General features: G+C 39.3%; 14 protein-coding genes. 7 read left to right on the plus strand and 7 right to left on the minus strand.

Translation table 11 applies throughout. From position 1 onward, the window contains the following. Positions 1 to 97: 97 nt before the first annotated feature. From J2Y37_RS04255 to J2Y37_RS04275, 5 genes are all read left to right on the plus strand, one after another. Positions 98 to 1,372 carry an MFS transporter gene (locus J2Y37_RS04255; protein WP_349031984.1) on the plus strand — a complete coding sequence of 425 codons (1,275 nt, stop codon included), beginning with the start codon at positions 98 to 100 and terminating at the stop codon, positions 1,370 to 1,372. Positions 1,373 to 2,076: 704 nt separating this feature from the next. Next, positions 2,077 to 3,411 carry a DcaP family trimeric outer membrane transporter gene (locus tag J2Y37_RS04260; RefSeq protein WP_349031985.1) on the plus strand — a complete coding sequence of 445 codons (1,335 nt, stop codon included), beginning with the start codon at positions 2,077 to 2,079 and terminating at the stop codon, positions 3,409 to 3,411. 156 nt (positions 3,412 to 3,567) lie between these two features. Further along, positions 3,568 to 5,208 (plus strand): phosphoethanolamine--lipid A transferase, encoded by a 1,641-nt coding sequence (locus J2Y37_RS04265; RefSeq protein ID WP_349032016.1) that lies wholly within the window; start codon positions 3,568 to 3,570, stop codon positions 5,206 to 5,208. 14 nt (positions 5,209 to 5,222) lie between these two features. After that, on the plus strand, positions 5,223 to 5,900 hold the full coding sequence (locus J2Y37_RS04270; protein ID WP_004669301.1) for a DNA-binding response regulator PmrA: 678 nt from the start codon (positions 5,223 to 5,225) through the stop codon (positions 5,898 to 5,900). A gap of 5 nt (positions 5,901 to 5,905) precedes the next feature. Next, positions 5,906 to 7,276, plus strand: a complete 1,371-nt coding sequence (locus tag J2Y37_RS04275; protein ID WP_349031986.1) for an ATP-binding protein — start codon at positions 5,906 to 5,908, stop codon at positions 7,274 to 7,276. A 13-nt stretch (positions 7,277 to 7,289) separates the two neighbouring features. On the opposite strand, the gene J2Y37_RS04280 is transcribed toward J2Y37_RS04275, so the two are convergent. The 6 genes from J2Y37_RS04280 to J2Y37_RS04305 all read right to left on the minus strand — a co-directional run bounded on the left by J2Y37_RS04280 (position 7,290) and on the right by J2Y37_RS04305 (position 13,183). Then, entirely contained in the window at positions 7,290 to 8,099 is an 810-nt protein-coding gene (locus J2Y37_RS04280; protein WP_349031987.1) for a hypothetical protein, read from the minus strand. A gap of 190 nt (positions 8,100 to 8,289) precedes the next feature. After that, positions 8,290 to 9,015: an amino acid ABC transporter ATP-binding protein gene (locus tag J2Y37_RS04285; RefSeq protein ID WP_171063413.1), complete on the minus strand. Its 726-nt coding sequence runs from the start codon at positions 9,013 to 9,015 to the stop codon at positions 8,290 to 8,292. A 14-nt stretch (positions 9,016 to 9,029) separates the two neighbouring features. Further along, positions 9,030 to 9,713 carry an ABC transporter permease subunit gene (locus J2Y37_RS04290; protein WP_349031988.1) on the minus strand — a complete coding sequence of 228 codons (684 nt, stop codon included), beginning with the start codon at positions 9,711 to 9,713 and terminating at the stop codon, positions 9,030 to 9,032. Position 9,714: 1 nt separating this feature from the next. Further along, on the minus strand, positions 9,715 to 10,458 hold the full coding sequence (locus J2Y37_RS04295) for an amino acid ABC transporter permease (protein ID WP_004669289.1): 744 nt from the start codon (positions 10,456 to 10,458) through the stop codon (positions 9,715 to 9,717). Positions 10,459 to 10,614: 156 nt separating this feature from the next. Further along, the gene (locus J2Y37_RS04300; protein WP_349031989.1) at positions 10,615 to 11,559 is read right to left on the minus strand and encodes a transporter substrate-binding domain-containing protein; all 945 of its coding nucleotides are present in this window, start codon (positions 11,557 to 11,559) and stop codon (positions 10,615 to 10,617) included. Between the two features lie 436 nt (positions 11,560 to 11,995). Next, a complete protein-coding gene (locus J2Y37_RS04305; RefSeq protein ID WP_004669285.1) occupies positions 11,996 to 13,183 on the minus strand; it encodes an ammonium transporter in 1,188 nt (395 codons plus the stop codon). A gap of 415 nt (positions 13,184 to 13,598) precedes the next feature. On the opposite strand from J2Y37_RS04305, the gene J2Y37_RS04310 reads away from it, so the two are divergent. Both J2Y37_RS04310 and J2Y37_RS04315 read left to right on the plus strand, forming a co-directional pair. Next, positions 13,599 to 14,504 carry an AEC family transporter gene (locus J2Y37_RS04310; protein ID WP_349031990.1) on the plus strand — a complete coding sequence of 302 codons (906 nt, stop codon included), beginning with the start codon at positions 13,599 to 13,601 and terminating at the stop codon, positions 14,502 to 14,504. 128 nt (positions 14,505 to 14,632) lie between these two features. Then, on the plus strand, positions 14,633 to 15,649 hold the full coding sequence (locus J2Y37_RS04315; protein ID WP_349031991.1) for a molecular chaperone DnaJ: 1,017 nt from the start codon (positions 14,633 to 14,635) through the stop codon (positions 15,647 to 15,649). 263 nt (positions 15,650 to 15,912) lie between these two features. Here J2Y37_RS04315 and J2Y37_RS04320 read toward each other — a convergent pair whose 3' ends face one another. Then, a complete protein-coding gene (locus tag J2Y37_RS04320; RefSeq protein WP_349031992.1) occupies positions 15,913 to 17,202 on the minus strand; it encodes a putative phage abortive infection protein in 1,290 nt (429 codons plus the stop codon). Between the last annotated feature and the right edge of the window lie 120 nt (positions 17,203 to 17,322).

A 17,322-nucleotide genomic window follows, 5' to 3' on the forward strand; every position in this document is an offset into this window, starting at 1 on the left:
AATCGGCTGCATTGGCAAAAAATAAGATTTTATTGTCACTATGCTGGAAGAATTAGATACTTAGGCGCGCTGATTGAACTCTAAAGGAATGCAAATAATGCCGAATATGCGGCAGGTTTATGTCCTGTTATTTTCTTTATATTGGGCACAGGGATTACCTGTTGGCTTTATGACGCATGCTTTGCCTGTGATTTTAAGAGCACAAGGGGTGTCATTGGCACATATTGGCGGTTTTGGTCTGTTGATGTTGCCTTGGGCGATTAAAATTTTTTGGGCACCCTTTGTTGATCGAATCGGATTGTCGCGCTTAGGGCAGTACCGCAGTTGGATCATCCCAACGCAATTATGCAGTGTGATTATCCTAATTATCCTTTCATTTTTCCCGATCCAAAGCTTGGATCAACCGAGTTATTTACTCATTTTCTTTGCATTACTCTTTCTAATGAATCTAACGGGTGCAACCCAAGATATTGCAACAGATGCGTTGGCTGTAAATTTACTAAAAAGTGATCAGCAACATTGGGGCAACACTTTTCAAGTGATCGGTTCGCGACTTGGTTTTATTGTGGGTGGTGGGGCCGTGCTTTGGGGCTTAGACTGGCTACACTGGCAAGCGACTTTTTTGACATTGGCTGGATTGGTTTTTTTGAATACGCTGCCTGTTTTGTTTTTTCAAGAACCAATACATTCCAGCAAACAAAATAACCCTGATGCAGTTGCAACTTCGGTTATTCAAGCCATTAAAAACTATTTGAATTATTTTAAATCATCCGCAGAGTTAAAAGCATGGTTGATTATTTTAGTGAGCTTTAAAGTTGCAGATGGTTTATCTGGGCCATTATTAAAACCCTTAATGGTTGATATGGGTTTAAGCTTTTCGCAGATTGGGGTTTACATCACCATGTTTGGTGCTGTTGCGGCACTCATCGGAGCAGGGCTTGCAGGTGTATTACTTCGATCTGTTTCCAGACCCTCAGCCTTGATTTTTTTCTCAGTTTTAAAAATCAGTAGTTTAATCGGTTATGTGTTTTTAGCATTTGCCTATGAACAGCAATATCAGCTTAGCCCCGTGTGGTTATATGCAGTCAATGCATTTGAAGATGCCTGTTCTGCGATGTTGCTGGTGGTGATGTTGACTTTGATTATGCAATACAGTCGCAAAGCATTTGCAGGAACAGATTTTACTTTTCAGGTGTCGATTATGGCGACAGTAAGCGGTTCACTGTACATGGTCAGTGGTGTACTGGGGGATTTATTTGGTTATTATCATTATTTGATTATTATTGTGATTGTTGGTGTATTTACATTAATGCCGATTTACTTGTGGAAAAAAATAGTTTTACATAAGAATAATCATAAGTGTTTGAAATAAAATATTTTAATGTTAGAGGTAACTCATTTTTATATTTTGGATATGCTTTTTAAGCATGCTGTGAAGTGTATGTTTTAGCCATTTAAATACAAGTTTAATTAGGGTCTGTTGACATTTCAGCCATGCATTGCGTTATAGGCAAAAACGACTCAAACAAGGCATGAAACGCAGGCAATGGCGATCCCCTTGTCAAGTTTCGTAACGAAGTTTGGGGAAGTTTTAGCCATAACCCTATGGGACAGGGACATTTTTTGCTGTTACTACGTTATGTCTTTCTCATTTAGAATGACTAAATTTCGAAAAACATGCCTTGTACCATCTAAAAAATGTCCACTGTCGCAAGCATCTGTGAAATGTCAACAGACCCTACACATAACTTATGTGAATTAGGAATAAAAAAACAAAAGGAGTAGTGTAGCTACAATTAGTAAAATCATGTGAATAGCTAAGTAAATTTACAAGACCTCATCGCCCTTGGGTATTAGCCTAAAGTCTAAATAAGAATAATGAAATAATTTTTTAATCGTTCTGTAAGATAAAGGTGCTGTGTAGGATTTGTTACTCAAAGAAGTAAGGGTAGAAACTTAGTAACCAAATCCATGCAACTCAATACTTTGGAAGACAGTTGGTTTTTCGGTTCTTAGGAATAGTGCAGATCAACTTAGCATGGATAGGCAATATAAAATATAGATTAGGAGTTTTTGATGGAACTATTTTTTAATGGTAAATCATTTGTAATTAAAGGCTTAGCGCTTACGGTCACCGCTTTGATGATGAGTGGAGCACATGCGGCAGCTTCGGATAAAGAAGAAATTCAAAAGCTTCGTCAAGAAGTTGAAGCATTAAAAGCTTTAGTTCAAGAACAACGACAAGTGCAGCAACAGCAGCAACAAGTACAGCAACAACAGCAAGTACAGTTAGCTGAAGTTAAAACACAACCTCAAGCAACTGCACCCGTTTCTCCATTAGCTTCGTTAAAATCTAAGACAGGTGCTGATGTGAGCCTATATGGTTTTGTTCGGGGAGATGCGAACTATATAATTGAAGGTGCAGACGATGATTTTAATGCTGTAAGTAAGTCAACTGGCGAAACGAAAGATAAATTACGAGCCACAGCCAAAACAACGCGTCTTGGTTTAGATTTTACCACGCCAGTTGGTGATGCGAAGGTTGGGGGGAAGGTTGAAGTAGACTTCGCGGGCACCAATGAAGCATTACGTATCCGCCATGCATACTTAACTTATAACAACTGGCTTTTTGGTCAAACGACTTCTAACTTCTTGTCGAGCCACGCACCTGAAATGATTGACTTCTCCACCAACATTGGTGGTGGTACAAAGCGTCTTCCGCAAGTACGTTATAACTACAAATTGAGCCCGACTACACAATTACTTGTTTCAGCAGAAGAAGGCGATAGCTCTGGTATAACTACAATCGCCAAGAAAGATGCAGGGGGTAATACTACATTTGTAGATACAGATGATAGCGTCAAATACAGTTTACCAGTATTCACTGCCAAATTAATCCAAGGCTATGCAGAAGGCAAAGGTTCTGCCTCAGCTCGAGCTTTAGTCGAAAACTATAAGTCAGAAACGACAGGTGGAGATAAAACAGGTTGGGGGGTTGCTGTAGGTACAGATTTTAAAGTCTCTGATCCTTTAAAACTTTTTGCTGATGCTTCTTATGTTGTAGGTAATAGTAGTTATTTATATGGTAGTAACAAAGCCTATAAAGTAGTGAATAATGATATTGAGCAGAATGAAGTAATCGCAGTGCAGGTAGGTGGAACCTATAAGATTTTACCAAACTTGCGTTCGACTTTAGCATACGGTGCTCATTTCGCCGATGATGGTACAGACTATGCCAAAGCCAATGCTACCGCCAATGAAAAAGTCCAACAAGCTTGGATCAACTTTATCTATACGCCAGTAAAACCTATTGATATGGGGGTAGAGTATATCAATGGTAAACGTGAAACTTTCGATGGCAAGTCTTATAAAGATAATCGTGTTGGCTTGATGGCTAAATACAGCTTCTAAAATTTATCAAAACTTAAGTTATAAAAAGTCGAGGTTAACGTTAACCTCGACTTTTTTGTTTATATGAATAGCCACCAGTTTCGTAGAGAGCTTTAAGTCATTTTTAAGTTTCTTAAATTATATTTAAACAGCTCAGAAATCGAATTTTACAATGTGATGCCGCCACAGGAAATCAAGACCAAGACTATCTCACTATTTGCATTCAATCTGATGCTTGCAATTTGGTTAGGTGTTTTTTTGAATATTGTATTCTATGAAAAAATACAGGCACTAACGCCATATACTGGGTTCAAGTCAGGATTGTTCATCACTGCTTCGGTGATTGTGGTTGCAGCCGCATATTACTTTATTTTGCAGATTTTCAGTTGGACATGGACGGCTAAGCCGCTTGCGATTGTATTGGTGGTGATGGGTGGCTTTGCCTCCTATGTAGTGACGAGTTTAGGGGTGTTGATCACGCCAGACCAAATCCAGAATTTGATGCAAACCGATATCGCAGAAGTGCGTGATATATGGTCTTGGGATTTGGTGATATGGGGCTTAGGCATAGTGGTATTGCCCACTATTGTGATTTTATCCGTGACATTGAAGTCAGAATCGTTTTTTCAACACATCTGGAAAAAAGCAGTTTCTCTTGTACTTTCGTTGCTATTGATTACGGGTTTACTGTTTATCTTTTATGTCGATTTTTCAGCGATCTTTCGTGAAAATCGTGATTTGAAAGAAATGATTTCACCACAAAATCTGATCGCATCTGTTGCATCGTATTATAAGCACAAAGCACCGAAACAGAATTTAGCGTTGCTAAGCTATGGTGAAGACGCGAATATGCAGGCAAAGAGTGTATCAACATTGCCGAAATTGATGGTGTTGGTCGTGGGTGAGACTGCACGCGCCGAAAGCTTTTCCTTGAATGGTTATGAAAAAGAGACCAATCCAAAACTCTCCAAGCAAGATATTCTAAACTTTTCTCAAGTCAGTTCATGCGGTACAGCCACCGCAGTCTCCGTTCCATGTATGTTTTCAGGCATGCCAAGAAAAGCCTATGATGAACAGCTTGCGAGTCACCGCGAAGGCTTATTGGATATAGCAAAGCGCGCAGGTTATCAAGTCACTTGGATTGATAATAATTCTGGCTGTAAAGGGGCATGTGATCGTGTTGAACAGTTTAAAATCCCTGAATCTTTACAACAGAAGTGGTGTAATGAGGGTGAATGTCTAGATGATATTCTCGTTGATAGCCTTGGTGTTTATTTAGCTGAACTTGATCAAAAGGACAAGCGACCGCGATTAATCGTACTCCATCAAATCGGCAGCCATGGGCCAGCCTATTACAGACGTGTTCCGTCACAATTTAAAGTGTTTAACCCAACCTGTGAAACCAATGCCATTCAAGGGTGTACACGAGAACAATTGATTAACAGTTATGACAACAGTTTGCTTTATACCGATCATATTTTAGATGTTTTAATTAAAACACTAAAAAGTACAACGCAATATCAAACAGCTTTATGGTATTTATCAGATCATGGTGAGTCAACGGGTGAAAGCGGTATGTATCTACATGGTGCGCCTTATGCGATTGCACCCACCCAACAAACGCATATCCCGATGTTGATGTGGTTTTCTGACGCATGGAAACAACACCCAAAAAAACAAGTACAGTGTCTCGCTCAGCAAGCCAAAGATGAGCTTAGCCAAGATAATTTATTTCCAACCATGCTGAGCTTGTTGGATATTAAAAGTAAGATAATTAACCCTAAAAATGACATGTTAGATACATGTTTGAATCCATAAGGTGAGATGAAATCATGACCAAAATCTTGATGATAGAAGATGATTTTATGATTGCAGAGTCAACTTTGACGCTATTGCAATATCATCAGTTTGATGTGGAGTGGGTCAACAATGGCGTAGATGGCTTGGCTTTATTGAGCAAACATGCTTTTGATTTGGTGTTATTGGATTTAGGTTTGCCTTTGATGGATGGGATGCAGATTCTTAAACAACTTCGTCAGCGTACTTCGATTCCAGTATTAATTATTTCAGCACGAGATCAATTGCAAAACCGTGTGGATGGTTTGAATCAAGGTGCAGATGATTATTTGGTTAAACCTTATGAGTTCGATGAGTTGCTGGCAAGGATTCATGCATTATTGCGGAGAGGGCATTCGGATACTGCTCAGCTAAAAAATCAGTCGCAGCTACTCAAATGTGGTGAGTTGGTACTCGATGTGGAACAACATTTGGCGACCTTTAAGGGGCAACAAATCGAGTTGTCTAATCGTGAATGGGCGATTCTAATCCCGATGGTCACACATCCCAATAAAATCTTCTCTAAAGTAAATCTTGAAGATAAGTTATATGATTTTGATAGTGAAGTGACCAGTAATACCATTGAGGTTTATGTACATCATTTGCGTGCCAAGCTGGGCAAAGATTTTATTCGCACCATACGTGGCTTGGGTTATCGTTTGGGGCAAGCATAAACGTGATGAAAAAGGCTAAGCATTATTCGCTCAAGAAAAGACTGATCTGGGGAACCTCGATTTTCAGTCTATTGTTGGGTTGTGTATTGATTTTAGCCGCCTACAAAATTTCGTTGCATGAAGTCGATAAGATTTTAGATACGCAAATGCAGTATATGGCAGAGCAATCCGCAACTCGTCCAGTGCCAAGTATGGCGAGTCGTATCGAATCGCACGAAATCTATTATTATCATAAAGAAGCGCTACTTGTTGATATTTGGGCATATCAAGATCACAACCATTTATCTGATCCAAGTCAGTTATTGCTTCCGCCAGTCAAACAAGCTGGTTTTTATAGTCAGCAGACCAATCAAGGAAACTGGCGCGTTTATGTGATTCCACTTAAACACTATCAGATTCAAGTCAGTCAACGTGAAAGTGTACGCCAAACCTTTGCGTGGGAGTTGGCGGGCAGCATGTTTATGCCATATTTGCTGTTATTGCCGATTGCGATCTTGGTTTTGGCTTTTATTATTAGTTTGAACTTAAAGCCTTTGGATGATTTTAAGACAGAACTGACTCAGCGTGATTCGGATGGACTAGCACCGATTAATAGTGATCATTATCCTCAAGAGCTTATGCCGACGATTGAAGAAATGAATCGTTTATTTGAGCGGATTCAACATGCTCAAACTGAGCAGAAACAATTTATTGCGGATGCCGCACATGAGCTGAGAACCCCTGTAACTGCATTGAATTTACAAACGCGAATTTTGATTAAGCAGTTTCCTGAACATGATGCCTTACAAAATTTAAGTAAAGGTTTAGCGCGAATCCAACATTTGGTCACACAGCTTTTAGCACTGGCGAAACAAGACGTGGCTCTGAGTTTGATTGAGCCGAATACACAATTTCGCTTAAATGATGTCGCGCTCAACTGTGTTGAGCAATTGGTCAATTTAGCGATGCAAAAAGAAATCGATTTAGGTTTTGTACGCAATGAATTGATTGAAATGCAGAGTCTTGAATCAACAGTACATTCGATTATTTTTAATTTGATCGACAATGCGATTAAGTACACGCCTAATCAGGGCATTATTAATATTTCGGTTTTTAGTGATACGGATGACTTTGCTTATATCCAAATCGAAGACAGTGGTGCTGGGATTGAGCCAGAAAAATACGATGAAGTATTGAAACGCTTTTATCGGATCCACCATCATTTAGAAGTGGGGAGTGGCCTTGGACTTTCGATTGTCGATAAGGCGACTCAACGCTTAGGTGGCATTTTGACGTTATCGAAAAGCCTTGATTTGGGTGGTTTATCGGTATTGGTTAAATTACCAAAGAAACTAGAATTGTATGAAATAAGCACAAAACTTGATGCTAGAAAATAAATAAAGTCTTTTTTTAGCTCGTTGTGGATTCGGCGTGATCTCTTAAATAACGTAGAAATAACACACACTTTTGAATACGCTTTCCATCATTACCCACTTTACTGACTTTGAAGCGCAATACCCAATTTAAGCGTTTGCCGACCTTACAGATATCTTTATAGACTTGTGGTTCAGTCTGCAAAGCGTTATGAAAAATTTGGCTCGCTTCAGTTAATTTTTCAAACTCAAAATGATAAGCAGTTGAAAAAATAAACAGCAACCAGTCTCGAACAAAACAATCATGTAGGCTAAGTACATCAAGTGGGTCTGTTTCAAAATCAATAAAACTAAACTGATTTTGTTTATCCACTAGAATATTACGAGCAAAAGCTTCACTTAAATATCCATCCTTCAAATGCAGAGTTTGGATAGCTTGGATGGCTTGAGTAAATAATAAAAACTGTGCTTCATGATTGCTTTTAAGACTAGCTAAGGTTTGGTCAAGCTGTTGAACCTTGCTTTGATGTTGCGAGCCAATATCTTCTAATAAAATCCCTTTTTCAGATAGTGCTAAAACATTCGGGGTAGAAATCCCGAGTGTTTTGAGTTGTTGGATACGTTTATATTCACATTGAATCGCAGCAGCCCCACCTTGATTGGGTACAGGGATCATGGCACCAAGGTTAAATATTTTGGCTAACCATTTTAAAGGAGTATATAACCACAACCCATGACGTTCAGACGCTTTCTTTAACCAGACTTTACCCGTGCTTAATTCGTATGCTTGGATCGAATCTTGTTGAGTGATAACAGTGGTTTCTAAGAATTTTTGAAAGTCATCCATTAGCAGCAATCTATTCCTAAGTCATCATATCCATTTCAATCAGGAGTCACTTTATCATATTGTGGTTCATTTACGGAATTGAAAATACATCTAGTGATGTGATTGATCAGAAGATAAATCATTTAATCTTATTTCAGCATAAAGCAGCCCAAAGAGGCTGCTTTATTAGCGGTTGGTATTTTAAAAAATATCAATGCAAAATTTTATCAAGAAACTGTTGAGCACGTTCACCACGTGGGGTGCCAAAGAATTCATCCTTGGAACAGTCTTCCACAATTTTCCCTTGATCCATGAAAATAATGCGATTGGCAACCTGACGAGCAAAGCCCATTTCATGGGTGACACACATCATGGTCATGCCTTCTTTAGCAAGTCCAACCATCACATCAAGCACTTCATTGATCATTTCAGGGTCAAGTGCAGATGTTGGCTCATCAAATAACATGGCAATGGGGTCCATGCATAGGGCGCGGGCAATCGCGACACGTTGTTGCTGACCGCCTGAAAGTTGGGCTGGATATTTGGCGGCTTGTTCACTTAAGCCAACTCGATCTAGATAGGCCAGTCCTTTCTTATTTGCCTCTGCTTCTGAGCGGCCAAGCACCTTGATTTGCGCAATGGTCAGGTTCTCAGTAATACTCAAGTGTGGAAACAGTTCAAAGTGCTGAAATACCATGCCTACACGACTGCGTAATTTGGTCATATCCGTTTTAGGATCATGAATGGGGATGCCATCCACAATAATTTTACCTTGCTGAAAAGGCTCAAGACCATTCACGGTTTTAATCAGTGTTGATTTTCCAGAACCAGACGGACCACACACCACAACCACTTCACCTTGACGGATTTGAGTAGAGCAATCGGTCAGTACCTGAAATTTTTCATACCACTTACTGACATTTTGGAGGTCTATCATTACTTTATTGTCGCTCATACACGTAACCTCCTTTGTAAACGTTTAACTGCGAATGTCGCAATGGCACTGACGGTAAAGTACACCAACCCTGCAAATAAAATATATTGGGTCAGCAAAGCCATTAAGTCTCCACGGACATAGTTTGTTCTGAAAAAGTCCAGCAAACCAATGGCATATACCATGGTGGAATCCTGAAATAGAATAATGGTCTGTTGAAGCAGCAACGGGGTCATTTTCCGAAAAGCTTGAGGAAGAATAATCAGCCGCATAGATTGACCATAACTCATGCCCAATGCTGCCGCTGCTGCGGCCTGACCTTTGGGAATCGACTGAATACCCGCACGCACAATTTCAGAAAAATAGGCGGCTTCAAACAGCATAAACGCCACAATACTGGAAATGAGGGCGGTATCAATGGTCAGATACTTGCCTGTGATCGCGGTATAAATAAACGGAACGGCAAAATAAAACCACATCAGCACCAACAGCAGGGGGATGGAACGGAATAGGTTCACATAGGCCTGAGCAATCAGATTTAGGATTTTAATCGAAGATAGACGCATCAGTGCGAGCAGCGTACCAATGATAATACCGCCAATGGTGGCAATGACCACCACTTTTAAGGTGATGCTGAAACCGTGCCAGAGCGCAGGTCCAGATTGCTGCAAATCATTTAGAAAAGAAGTAAGCCATTCCATACTACTTCCCTCCTGAAATTAAACCAGGAATACGCAGACGTTTTTCCAGTAGGCTCATTGCAGAAATCAGACAGACATTGATGACAATGAAAATCAGGGTGACAAAGGTATAAATTTCGATGGTGTTTTGGGTATATTCACTGATGGTTTTCATCTGCGAAATAATTTCAGCAACCCCAACTAGCGAAGCCACAGAAGTGTTTTTTACGCAGTTGGTTAGTTCTGAACTAAGCGGGGGTAAAATGGTACGGAAAGACTGTGGCAGAATCACATAGCGATACAATTGCACCGTCGAAAAACCCATGGCATAACCAGCATTGATCTGACCTTGGGGTAAGGCTTCAATGCCCGTCCGAACTTGTTCGCAGACACGTGCCGCGGTAAACAAGCCTAGTCCGATACTGGCAGAAATCAATGCTGTGGTATTGGCACCAAGATCACTCATCCACCAGTTTTTAATTGGCGCAGGCAGAAAGTTGGGAACCACATAAAACCAAATAAATAATTGAACGAGTAAAGGAACATTCCTAAACAGAGTGACATAGGCCGTACCTATGGCTCTGGCTGTTTTATTCGGGAGCGTACGCATAATGCCAAGAATGCTGCCAAGAAGCATGGCAATGGTCCATGCCACCACAGCAATAACCACCAGCCATCCCAGACCCGTTATAATCCAGTTCAGGTAAGTGGTATCTCCCACACCTGTAGACTGCCACAAAACTCCCCAGTTCCAGCTATAATTCATAATAACTCCTGAGAAGAAGCGGGAGAACATCCATTGTTCCCCGGTTCCGCAATAATATTTTAGTTATCGAAGATAAATGACTCGATCTCTTTCATAAGTTTTACTCTTCTTTTATTTCTCCCATCGGGAGAAATAAAAGGGATTTATGCAAGAAGTCTACTGATCTCGATCATGCGGATTGCTGATTAACGCTTTCAGTTGATCAGACATCTCAAAATTTAGGTTAATGTTTTTAGGTGGAATCGGTTGCTGGAACCATTTTTCATACATTTGATTGATTTCGCCTGAAGCATAAGTCGCTTTGATTGCGTCATCGACCACCTGTTTAAAGCCTGTATCGCCTTTGCGCAGCATACAGCCATAAATTTCTTGGATAGGTGCGGTACCGACAATATCCCATTTACTTGGATCTTTGGCTTTGGATTTCTCACCAGCAAGTAGAATGTCATCCATCATGAACGCGACAGCACGGCCATTTTGTAACATCAGGAATGACTCAGCATGGTCTTTGGCTGAAATGATTTCACCAATTCCTAATTCTTGTTGATGCTGCCGGATATAGCGCTCAGATGTGGTGCCTGCGGTGGTGACCAGTTTTTTACCTTTTAAATCAGCAAAATCCTTAATTCCTGAATCCTTCGCCGTTAACAGTCTCGAGCCGACCTCAAAGAAACCGATAGAGAAATCGACTTGTTGCTGTCGCTCTTTGTTGTTGGTAGTAGAGCCACATTCCAAATCCACCGTGCCATTCGACACCAACGGAATACGGTTCTGGCTGGTGACGAGGTTATAGCGGATTTTCAGGTCAGGCATGTTGAGTTTTTGCTTAACGGCCTCTACAACTTTAAGCTGTAGATCATGCGCATAACCGACAGGTTGGTTCGGGCTTGCTGCAATGTAGGAAAATGGAATGGACGAATCGCGATAGCCCAGCACGATGGTGCCAGAGCTTTTGATTTTGTTTAAGGTACCTGATGTGGAAGTGTCACCTTCAGTGGCTTTATCACCAGCAGCGGGTGCTTTGTTGTCACTACAAGCACTTAAGCCGAACATTAAAGCGCTTGCGCAAAGCAGAGAGGTCATGGTGCGTTTATGTGTCATGTACAAAACTCCTTTTGTATCGTTATGGACGCATTCGTCATTGTTGCTATTGAGCGGTCAGTTTTTATGAAAATTAATATCTTTTTATATGTATAAAAATACATTCGTTTTCATATTAATAGACTTCAATACGGTTGCTCAAGCGATATTCTTTACGGTTTTGTTACCAGTAACTATTGATGAATTAAGCAATTTTTAAATCTGTGAATTACAGTAAAAATTGCAGGAAATAGAAAGCATAATGTGTGCCATGATTTATATTTTTTCGACAGTACAAAAGATAAGATTAAATTGCAGTGCGTATCGAATGATGATGAGAATCTAGAATAGATATGTTGCTTTCATTGAGACAGCGGAGAGGAAAATAAGTTGAATCAAAAGGTTTTTTTAAGGGCACAAAAAAAGCGGCATTAAGCCGCTTTAAAGTATTGAAAAATTAGAACATTGATTCGTCAGAATTTGCTGAAACTTTATGAATCGAAAGGTCAGCACCACGATATTCATCTTCTGCTGATAAACGGATGCCAATCGTTAGTTTTAATAAACCATAGACGATAAAACCACCAATCAACGCAACGCTAATCCCTAAACCCGTGCCGATCAATTGAGAAATAAAAGAAACACCGCCTAAACCACCAAGTGCTTGTTGACCAAATATTCCTGCTGCAACGGCACCAAAAGCACCACAGACACCATGCAAAGGCCATACCCCGAGTACATCATCGACTTTGAGTTTGTTTTGCGTGTAAGTGAAGAAGTAAACAAAGATTGCACCTGCACATGCACCAATCATCAATGCCCCAATTGGATGCACAATATCAGAGCCTGCACAGATTGCCACCAACCCTGCCAATGGACCATTATGTAAGAAACCAGGGTCATTTCTACCCATAAAGTTGGCTGCCAACGTACCACCAGCCATCGCCATGAGTGAGTTGATGGCCACTAATCCAGAGATAGCTTCGACACGTTGCGCACTCATTACATTAAAGCCGAACCAACCGACGATCAAAATCCATGAACCTAAAGCTAGGAATGGAATCGATGAAGGTGGATGAGCACTGACACGACCATCTTTTTTATAGCGACCATTTCGAGCACCTAATAACAGCACTGCCGCTAGCGCAATCCAACCGCCCATGGCATGTACTACCACCGAGCCAGCAAAGTCATGGAAGGGTGCACCAAATTGGTTTTCTAACCACGTTTGCACACCATAGTTACCATTCCAGATCATGCCTTCAAAGAATGGATAGATCAGGGCGACCAGCAGTAAAGTCGCTAATGCTTGCGAACGCATCTTGGCACGTTCTGCAATTCCACCAGAAACAATCGCTGGAATGGCGGCTGCAAAGGTGAGTAAGAAGAAGCAACGCATCAGGTCATAGCCATGATTGGCTGATAACAGCTCACCTGTTACAAGGAAGTTTTGACCATAGGCAATCCAATAACCAACGAAGAAGTAGGCGATGGCTGAGATACAGAAGTCGGTCAGGATTTTACTGAGTGCATTGACTTGGTTTTTGTGGCGTACTGTGCCTAACTCGAGGAATGCAAATCCTGCGTGCATTGCAAGCACCAATACGGCACCAAGTAATAGAAAAAAGATGTCTACATTTTGCATAACATGCTCGATATAAGTGCTAAATCTAATTTTGATGCAAAATAAATGATCATTTTTTGCACCAAAATGGATTTATCGAATCTAAAGAACTTGAGCCATCTTAAGGAAGCTCATTTTGATGCACTGAGCTATGCAAAAAACGCACCAATATAGATTAATAATTTCAATATTGGTGAAAAGTGGTGCATCTATGAGTAGGTATTAGGTTACTCGCGCTATTTTTAATGAGCCGTGCAACATTGCAACGCTTGAATCAGAATTAGAAGTACGATGTTCTAGGCTTCAAAAAATCATGTTGGGTGTATGAGCAGGAAAAACAGGTTTTAATATGTGAGCAAATCATCTTTAATAAATGGCGTGTTGAGTTCATTGCAAAAACACCAATGAACAGTAGAAATAAAAGCTGAGTAAAGTAATGAATAATATTGTTCTGGCCCTGTTTCCTTTGGTTGCATTCATTGCATCAGGATATATTTTTAAAAAATACCATTTCCTGAGTAAAGAGTTTTGGGCTGGAGCAGAGAAGTTAAATTACTATATTTTATTTCCAGCTTTATTATTCAATACTTTAGCGACCACAAAAATTGATTTGCACAGCTTGAGTAGCGCTGTTGTTGCGATGTTGATCGTGGTGCTGACGGTCACGGCTGTCATGTATGTATTACGAATGTTTTGGGATATTCAGCCCGCGCGTTTTGGTGTGCATGTCCAGAGTATGGTCCGTTTCAATACTTATATTGGTTTAGCATTGGTCGCCTCTCTCTTTCAAAAAGAAGGGATGGCGATTTTGGTGATTTTACTGGCGCTTTGTATTCCATTGGTCAATGTAATTTCAGTGCTGGCTTTAACCACCAAAGAGCAGATGGCGATCAAGCCTGTTTTGATTGCATTGCTGAAAAATCCGTTGATTGTTTCTTGTATTGTGGGTGGGTTGGTCAATGTATCAAACATTCCGATTTGGGATGGACTTTCTAGTTTGATCAAGCTTTTTTCAGCATCGAGTTTGCCGTTAGGTTTGTTATGTGTTGGCGCAGCTTTGCAGTTTATGCAGATCAAAAAAGATATTGTGGTGTTATTAGCTGATACTTTTGCCCGACTCTTGGCTGTACCTGCATTGGCTTTTCTCGTATGTACATGGTTGGGTTTGCCAAGTTTGCAAACTCAAATTTTAGTGGTGTTCTTTGCTCTGCCAACGGCTTCGGCTGCTTATATATTAACAAAGGTGTTGGGCGGAGATAGCCAACTGATGGCCGCCGTAATTAGCTTTCAGACCTTATGTGCTGCCGTGACCTTGCCATTGGTGATTTGGTGGATATCTTAAGCGATGAATACTTTAGTTAGCCACTTTGGGTTCTTTTAAAAATAATATGCTGTTTCATACACAAAGGAAGGTTTACTACCTTCCTCGTTTGATTGTTGCTACACTTTTTCCTTTTCAGGTGGATGAGCATGTCCTTTGATCTCAAAGTCAGCTTACAGCAAGGAGCTGAGCCGTCTGCACAGCAGAAAAAGCTGAATCGCCTGATTGATAAAATAGAACAGCAAAAAATCAGTCTTGCCACATGGCAGAATGCCCAAGCCGAAATTCAACAGCACACGCGGCAAAAACTGATGCCTGTGTATCATGAACTACATGAGGTGTTATTTCAGCAGTTGGATCAACTTTGGAATCTGTTACACAGCCATGAGTTTTCCAAAGTTGATGTGCAACAACTGGATGAGAAAATTGCCCAACTTGCGCACATGTTGAAACGCTCTCAGATGTTGACTGATGAACAGTTAAAGCTGGTGCAGCAAATCGATAGCTTTTATCAGCAACATGCACAACAATCGATTAAAAAGTCTAAGAAGATGCAGTCAGCCAAGTTTGAGTACAGTGAACGTCCTGATCAAAATCTAGAATTAGAAGATGAATTTGAACAGTATGCTGCGGAACAACAACACGCACGTGAACAAGCCAAACAACTTAGACAACAACAGAAACGTGAACAAGCTGAGCAAATGGCAGTGCAGTCGTTAAAAACCGTGTATTTAAAAATTGCTGCGATGATTCATCCTGACCGAGAACAAGATGAGTCTAAGAAAGAAGGAAAAACTGAGTTATTCCAACAGGCAAGTCAGGCTTATGAACAGCAGGATTTGTTTTATTTGCTGAAGCTCCAGTTACAGCTTGAACAGAATAAGGGGTTAGGGGCGAAAGAATTATCTGCTGAACAATTGAAGTTTTATAAACTGGCTTTGGATGCACAGAGTCAGCAGCTTGAAAGTCAAATTAGCGAGATTTTAGACTCGTTTCAGTTGGTAAAGAAAGTAAAAGTGGAACATGTGCATATAAGTGATGTGTATAAAGCGATTGATGCGGACTGTGCTGAGTTAAAGCAGCAATTGAAATGGGAAAAAGAGCGTTTAAAACATATGAAAAAGTTGAGTGGGGTAGAGATGTTGTTGGGGCATGAGGGGCTTTGATTTTCCCTCACCCCCTTGCGAAGCAGTGCTTCTCATCCCATAGGGAGAGGGAGCTGCAAGTGATTATATACCTGCATAAAATTGATAATGAATGTTCCCTCTCCTTTTAGGAGAGGGCTAGGGAGAGGTAATAATAAAAAATGTAACTAGACCCGCAATTATTAGAATTTGCCAAAAACATGCGAAGCAATGCGACAGATGCAGAAAACCTCATGTGGCAACTGCTTCGTGCTAAACGGTTTATGAATCACAAATTTCATGATTCAGAAAGGCAGAATACAAAAACTGTTGGAAGTCTTGTTTAAATCTATTTCTAATTTATCCGTTGATAGAATTGATAAGGTGATATTGACTTCATAACCTATGGAATGGCTACCATTAGGTTCTAGGTATGATAATTTTAATTTATTATTTTCCATACATATATTAGGTTTGAAATCACTAGATGACGCATTAAAAGGGTAATTTGTCAAAGATAAGTTCTGTAGTGGTATGTCTTTTGAAATTCTGAATTTTAATTCATTCAATATTTGAGGATTATCTATTCCCCAAATAGATAAATGAAAATAATCTATATCATTTTTATTTTTTATAACTCGTACACGAATATTTTTATCACTCCAGTATCCATGTTTTTTTGCAAGAAATAAAAGAAAAACTTCGCAAAAATTACTTATTTTATCTGAATGGCTGATTTCTATAAGTTCATCTCGGACGCCAGAAAAATCCTTAAACCAAGTGCTATTGCCAATAGCATTGCTATCATAATATAAGTAACTGGAAAATTGCAGGGGTAAAATATTAGGTAAATGTTCTAATAATTGATATCTTTCCAATAGTTTTTTGTAATTATTGTATTCGCCATTTTCTTGTTCTAAACAATAGCAATTAATAGCTAGGCATGTTAGTAGGTTGGTATCTAAATAGGATCTAATAATATTGGTGTAACTTTTAACTTGTGGGTCAAGATTTTTATCGAAATATCTATTATTAATAATATGCTCATGTTCATTAATATATTTTAGTATTTGATATAACATTCTAAAAAAATTACTAAAATCTACATGTTGTTCTTTTAGATTGTTCTTAACGATTTCTAGATTGCTTAAGTTTTTATTTTTTTCTAAAAAGTCTTGGCTTTTTTTTGAAAGATTATTTTGGTTTTTAATTTCTACAAGTAATTCAATAAGTTTGAAAATTCTATTTTCTATGTCTGAGATTTCATTTTTCCTGGATTGGTTTAAAAAAGTAAAAACTAAAAGAATTAAACTCAAGAATCCAAAAATTAATCCTAATGTGCCTGCTAAAAAACTACCAAAATAACCTAGGTTAACCACATATTGATCCGCTACATTTAAATTTTTTCCTTTATATTGACCTGCCACATTTAAGTTTTCTACGTTTTTGGGTTTAAAATATTCCATTATATTTGGAATGAGACTTCCAAATTTATCTACGAACAAAAACGAAACTAATATTATTAAAGTAATACATAGTACTAAATATTTAATGAAATCTTTATTTTTATAAAAATTTACTTTAATGATTTTCATTCGTTGTATTTGACCAAAAAATAAAGGAGTAAGTACAAACAATATAACTATTATACAAAACATGATAAAATATAAAGGGCTGAATAATCAACCCTTTATATTACAGATTAAATTATGAAC

Source organism: Acinetobacter sp. 3657 (genome assembly GCF_031456775.1).
Lineage (GTDB): Bacteria > Pseudomonadota > Gammaproteobacteria > Pseudomonadales > Moraxellaceae > Acinetobacter.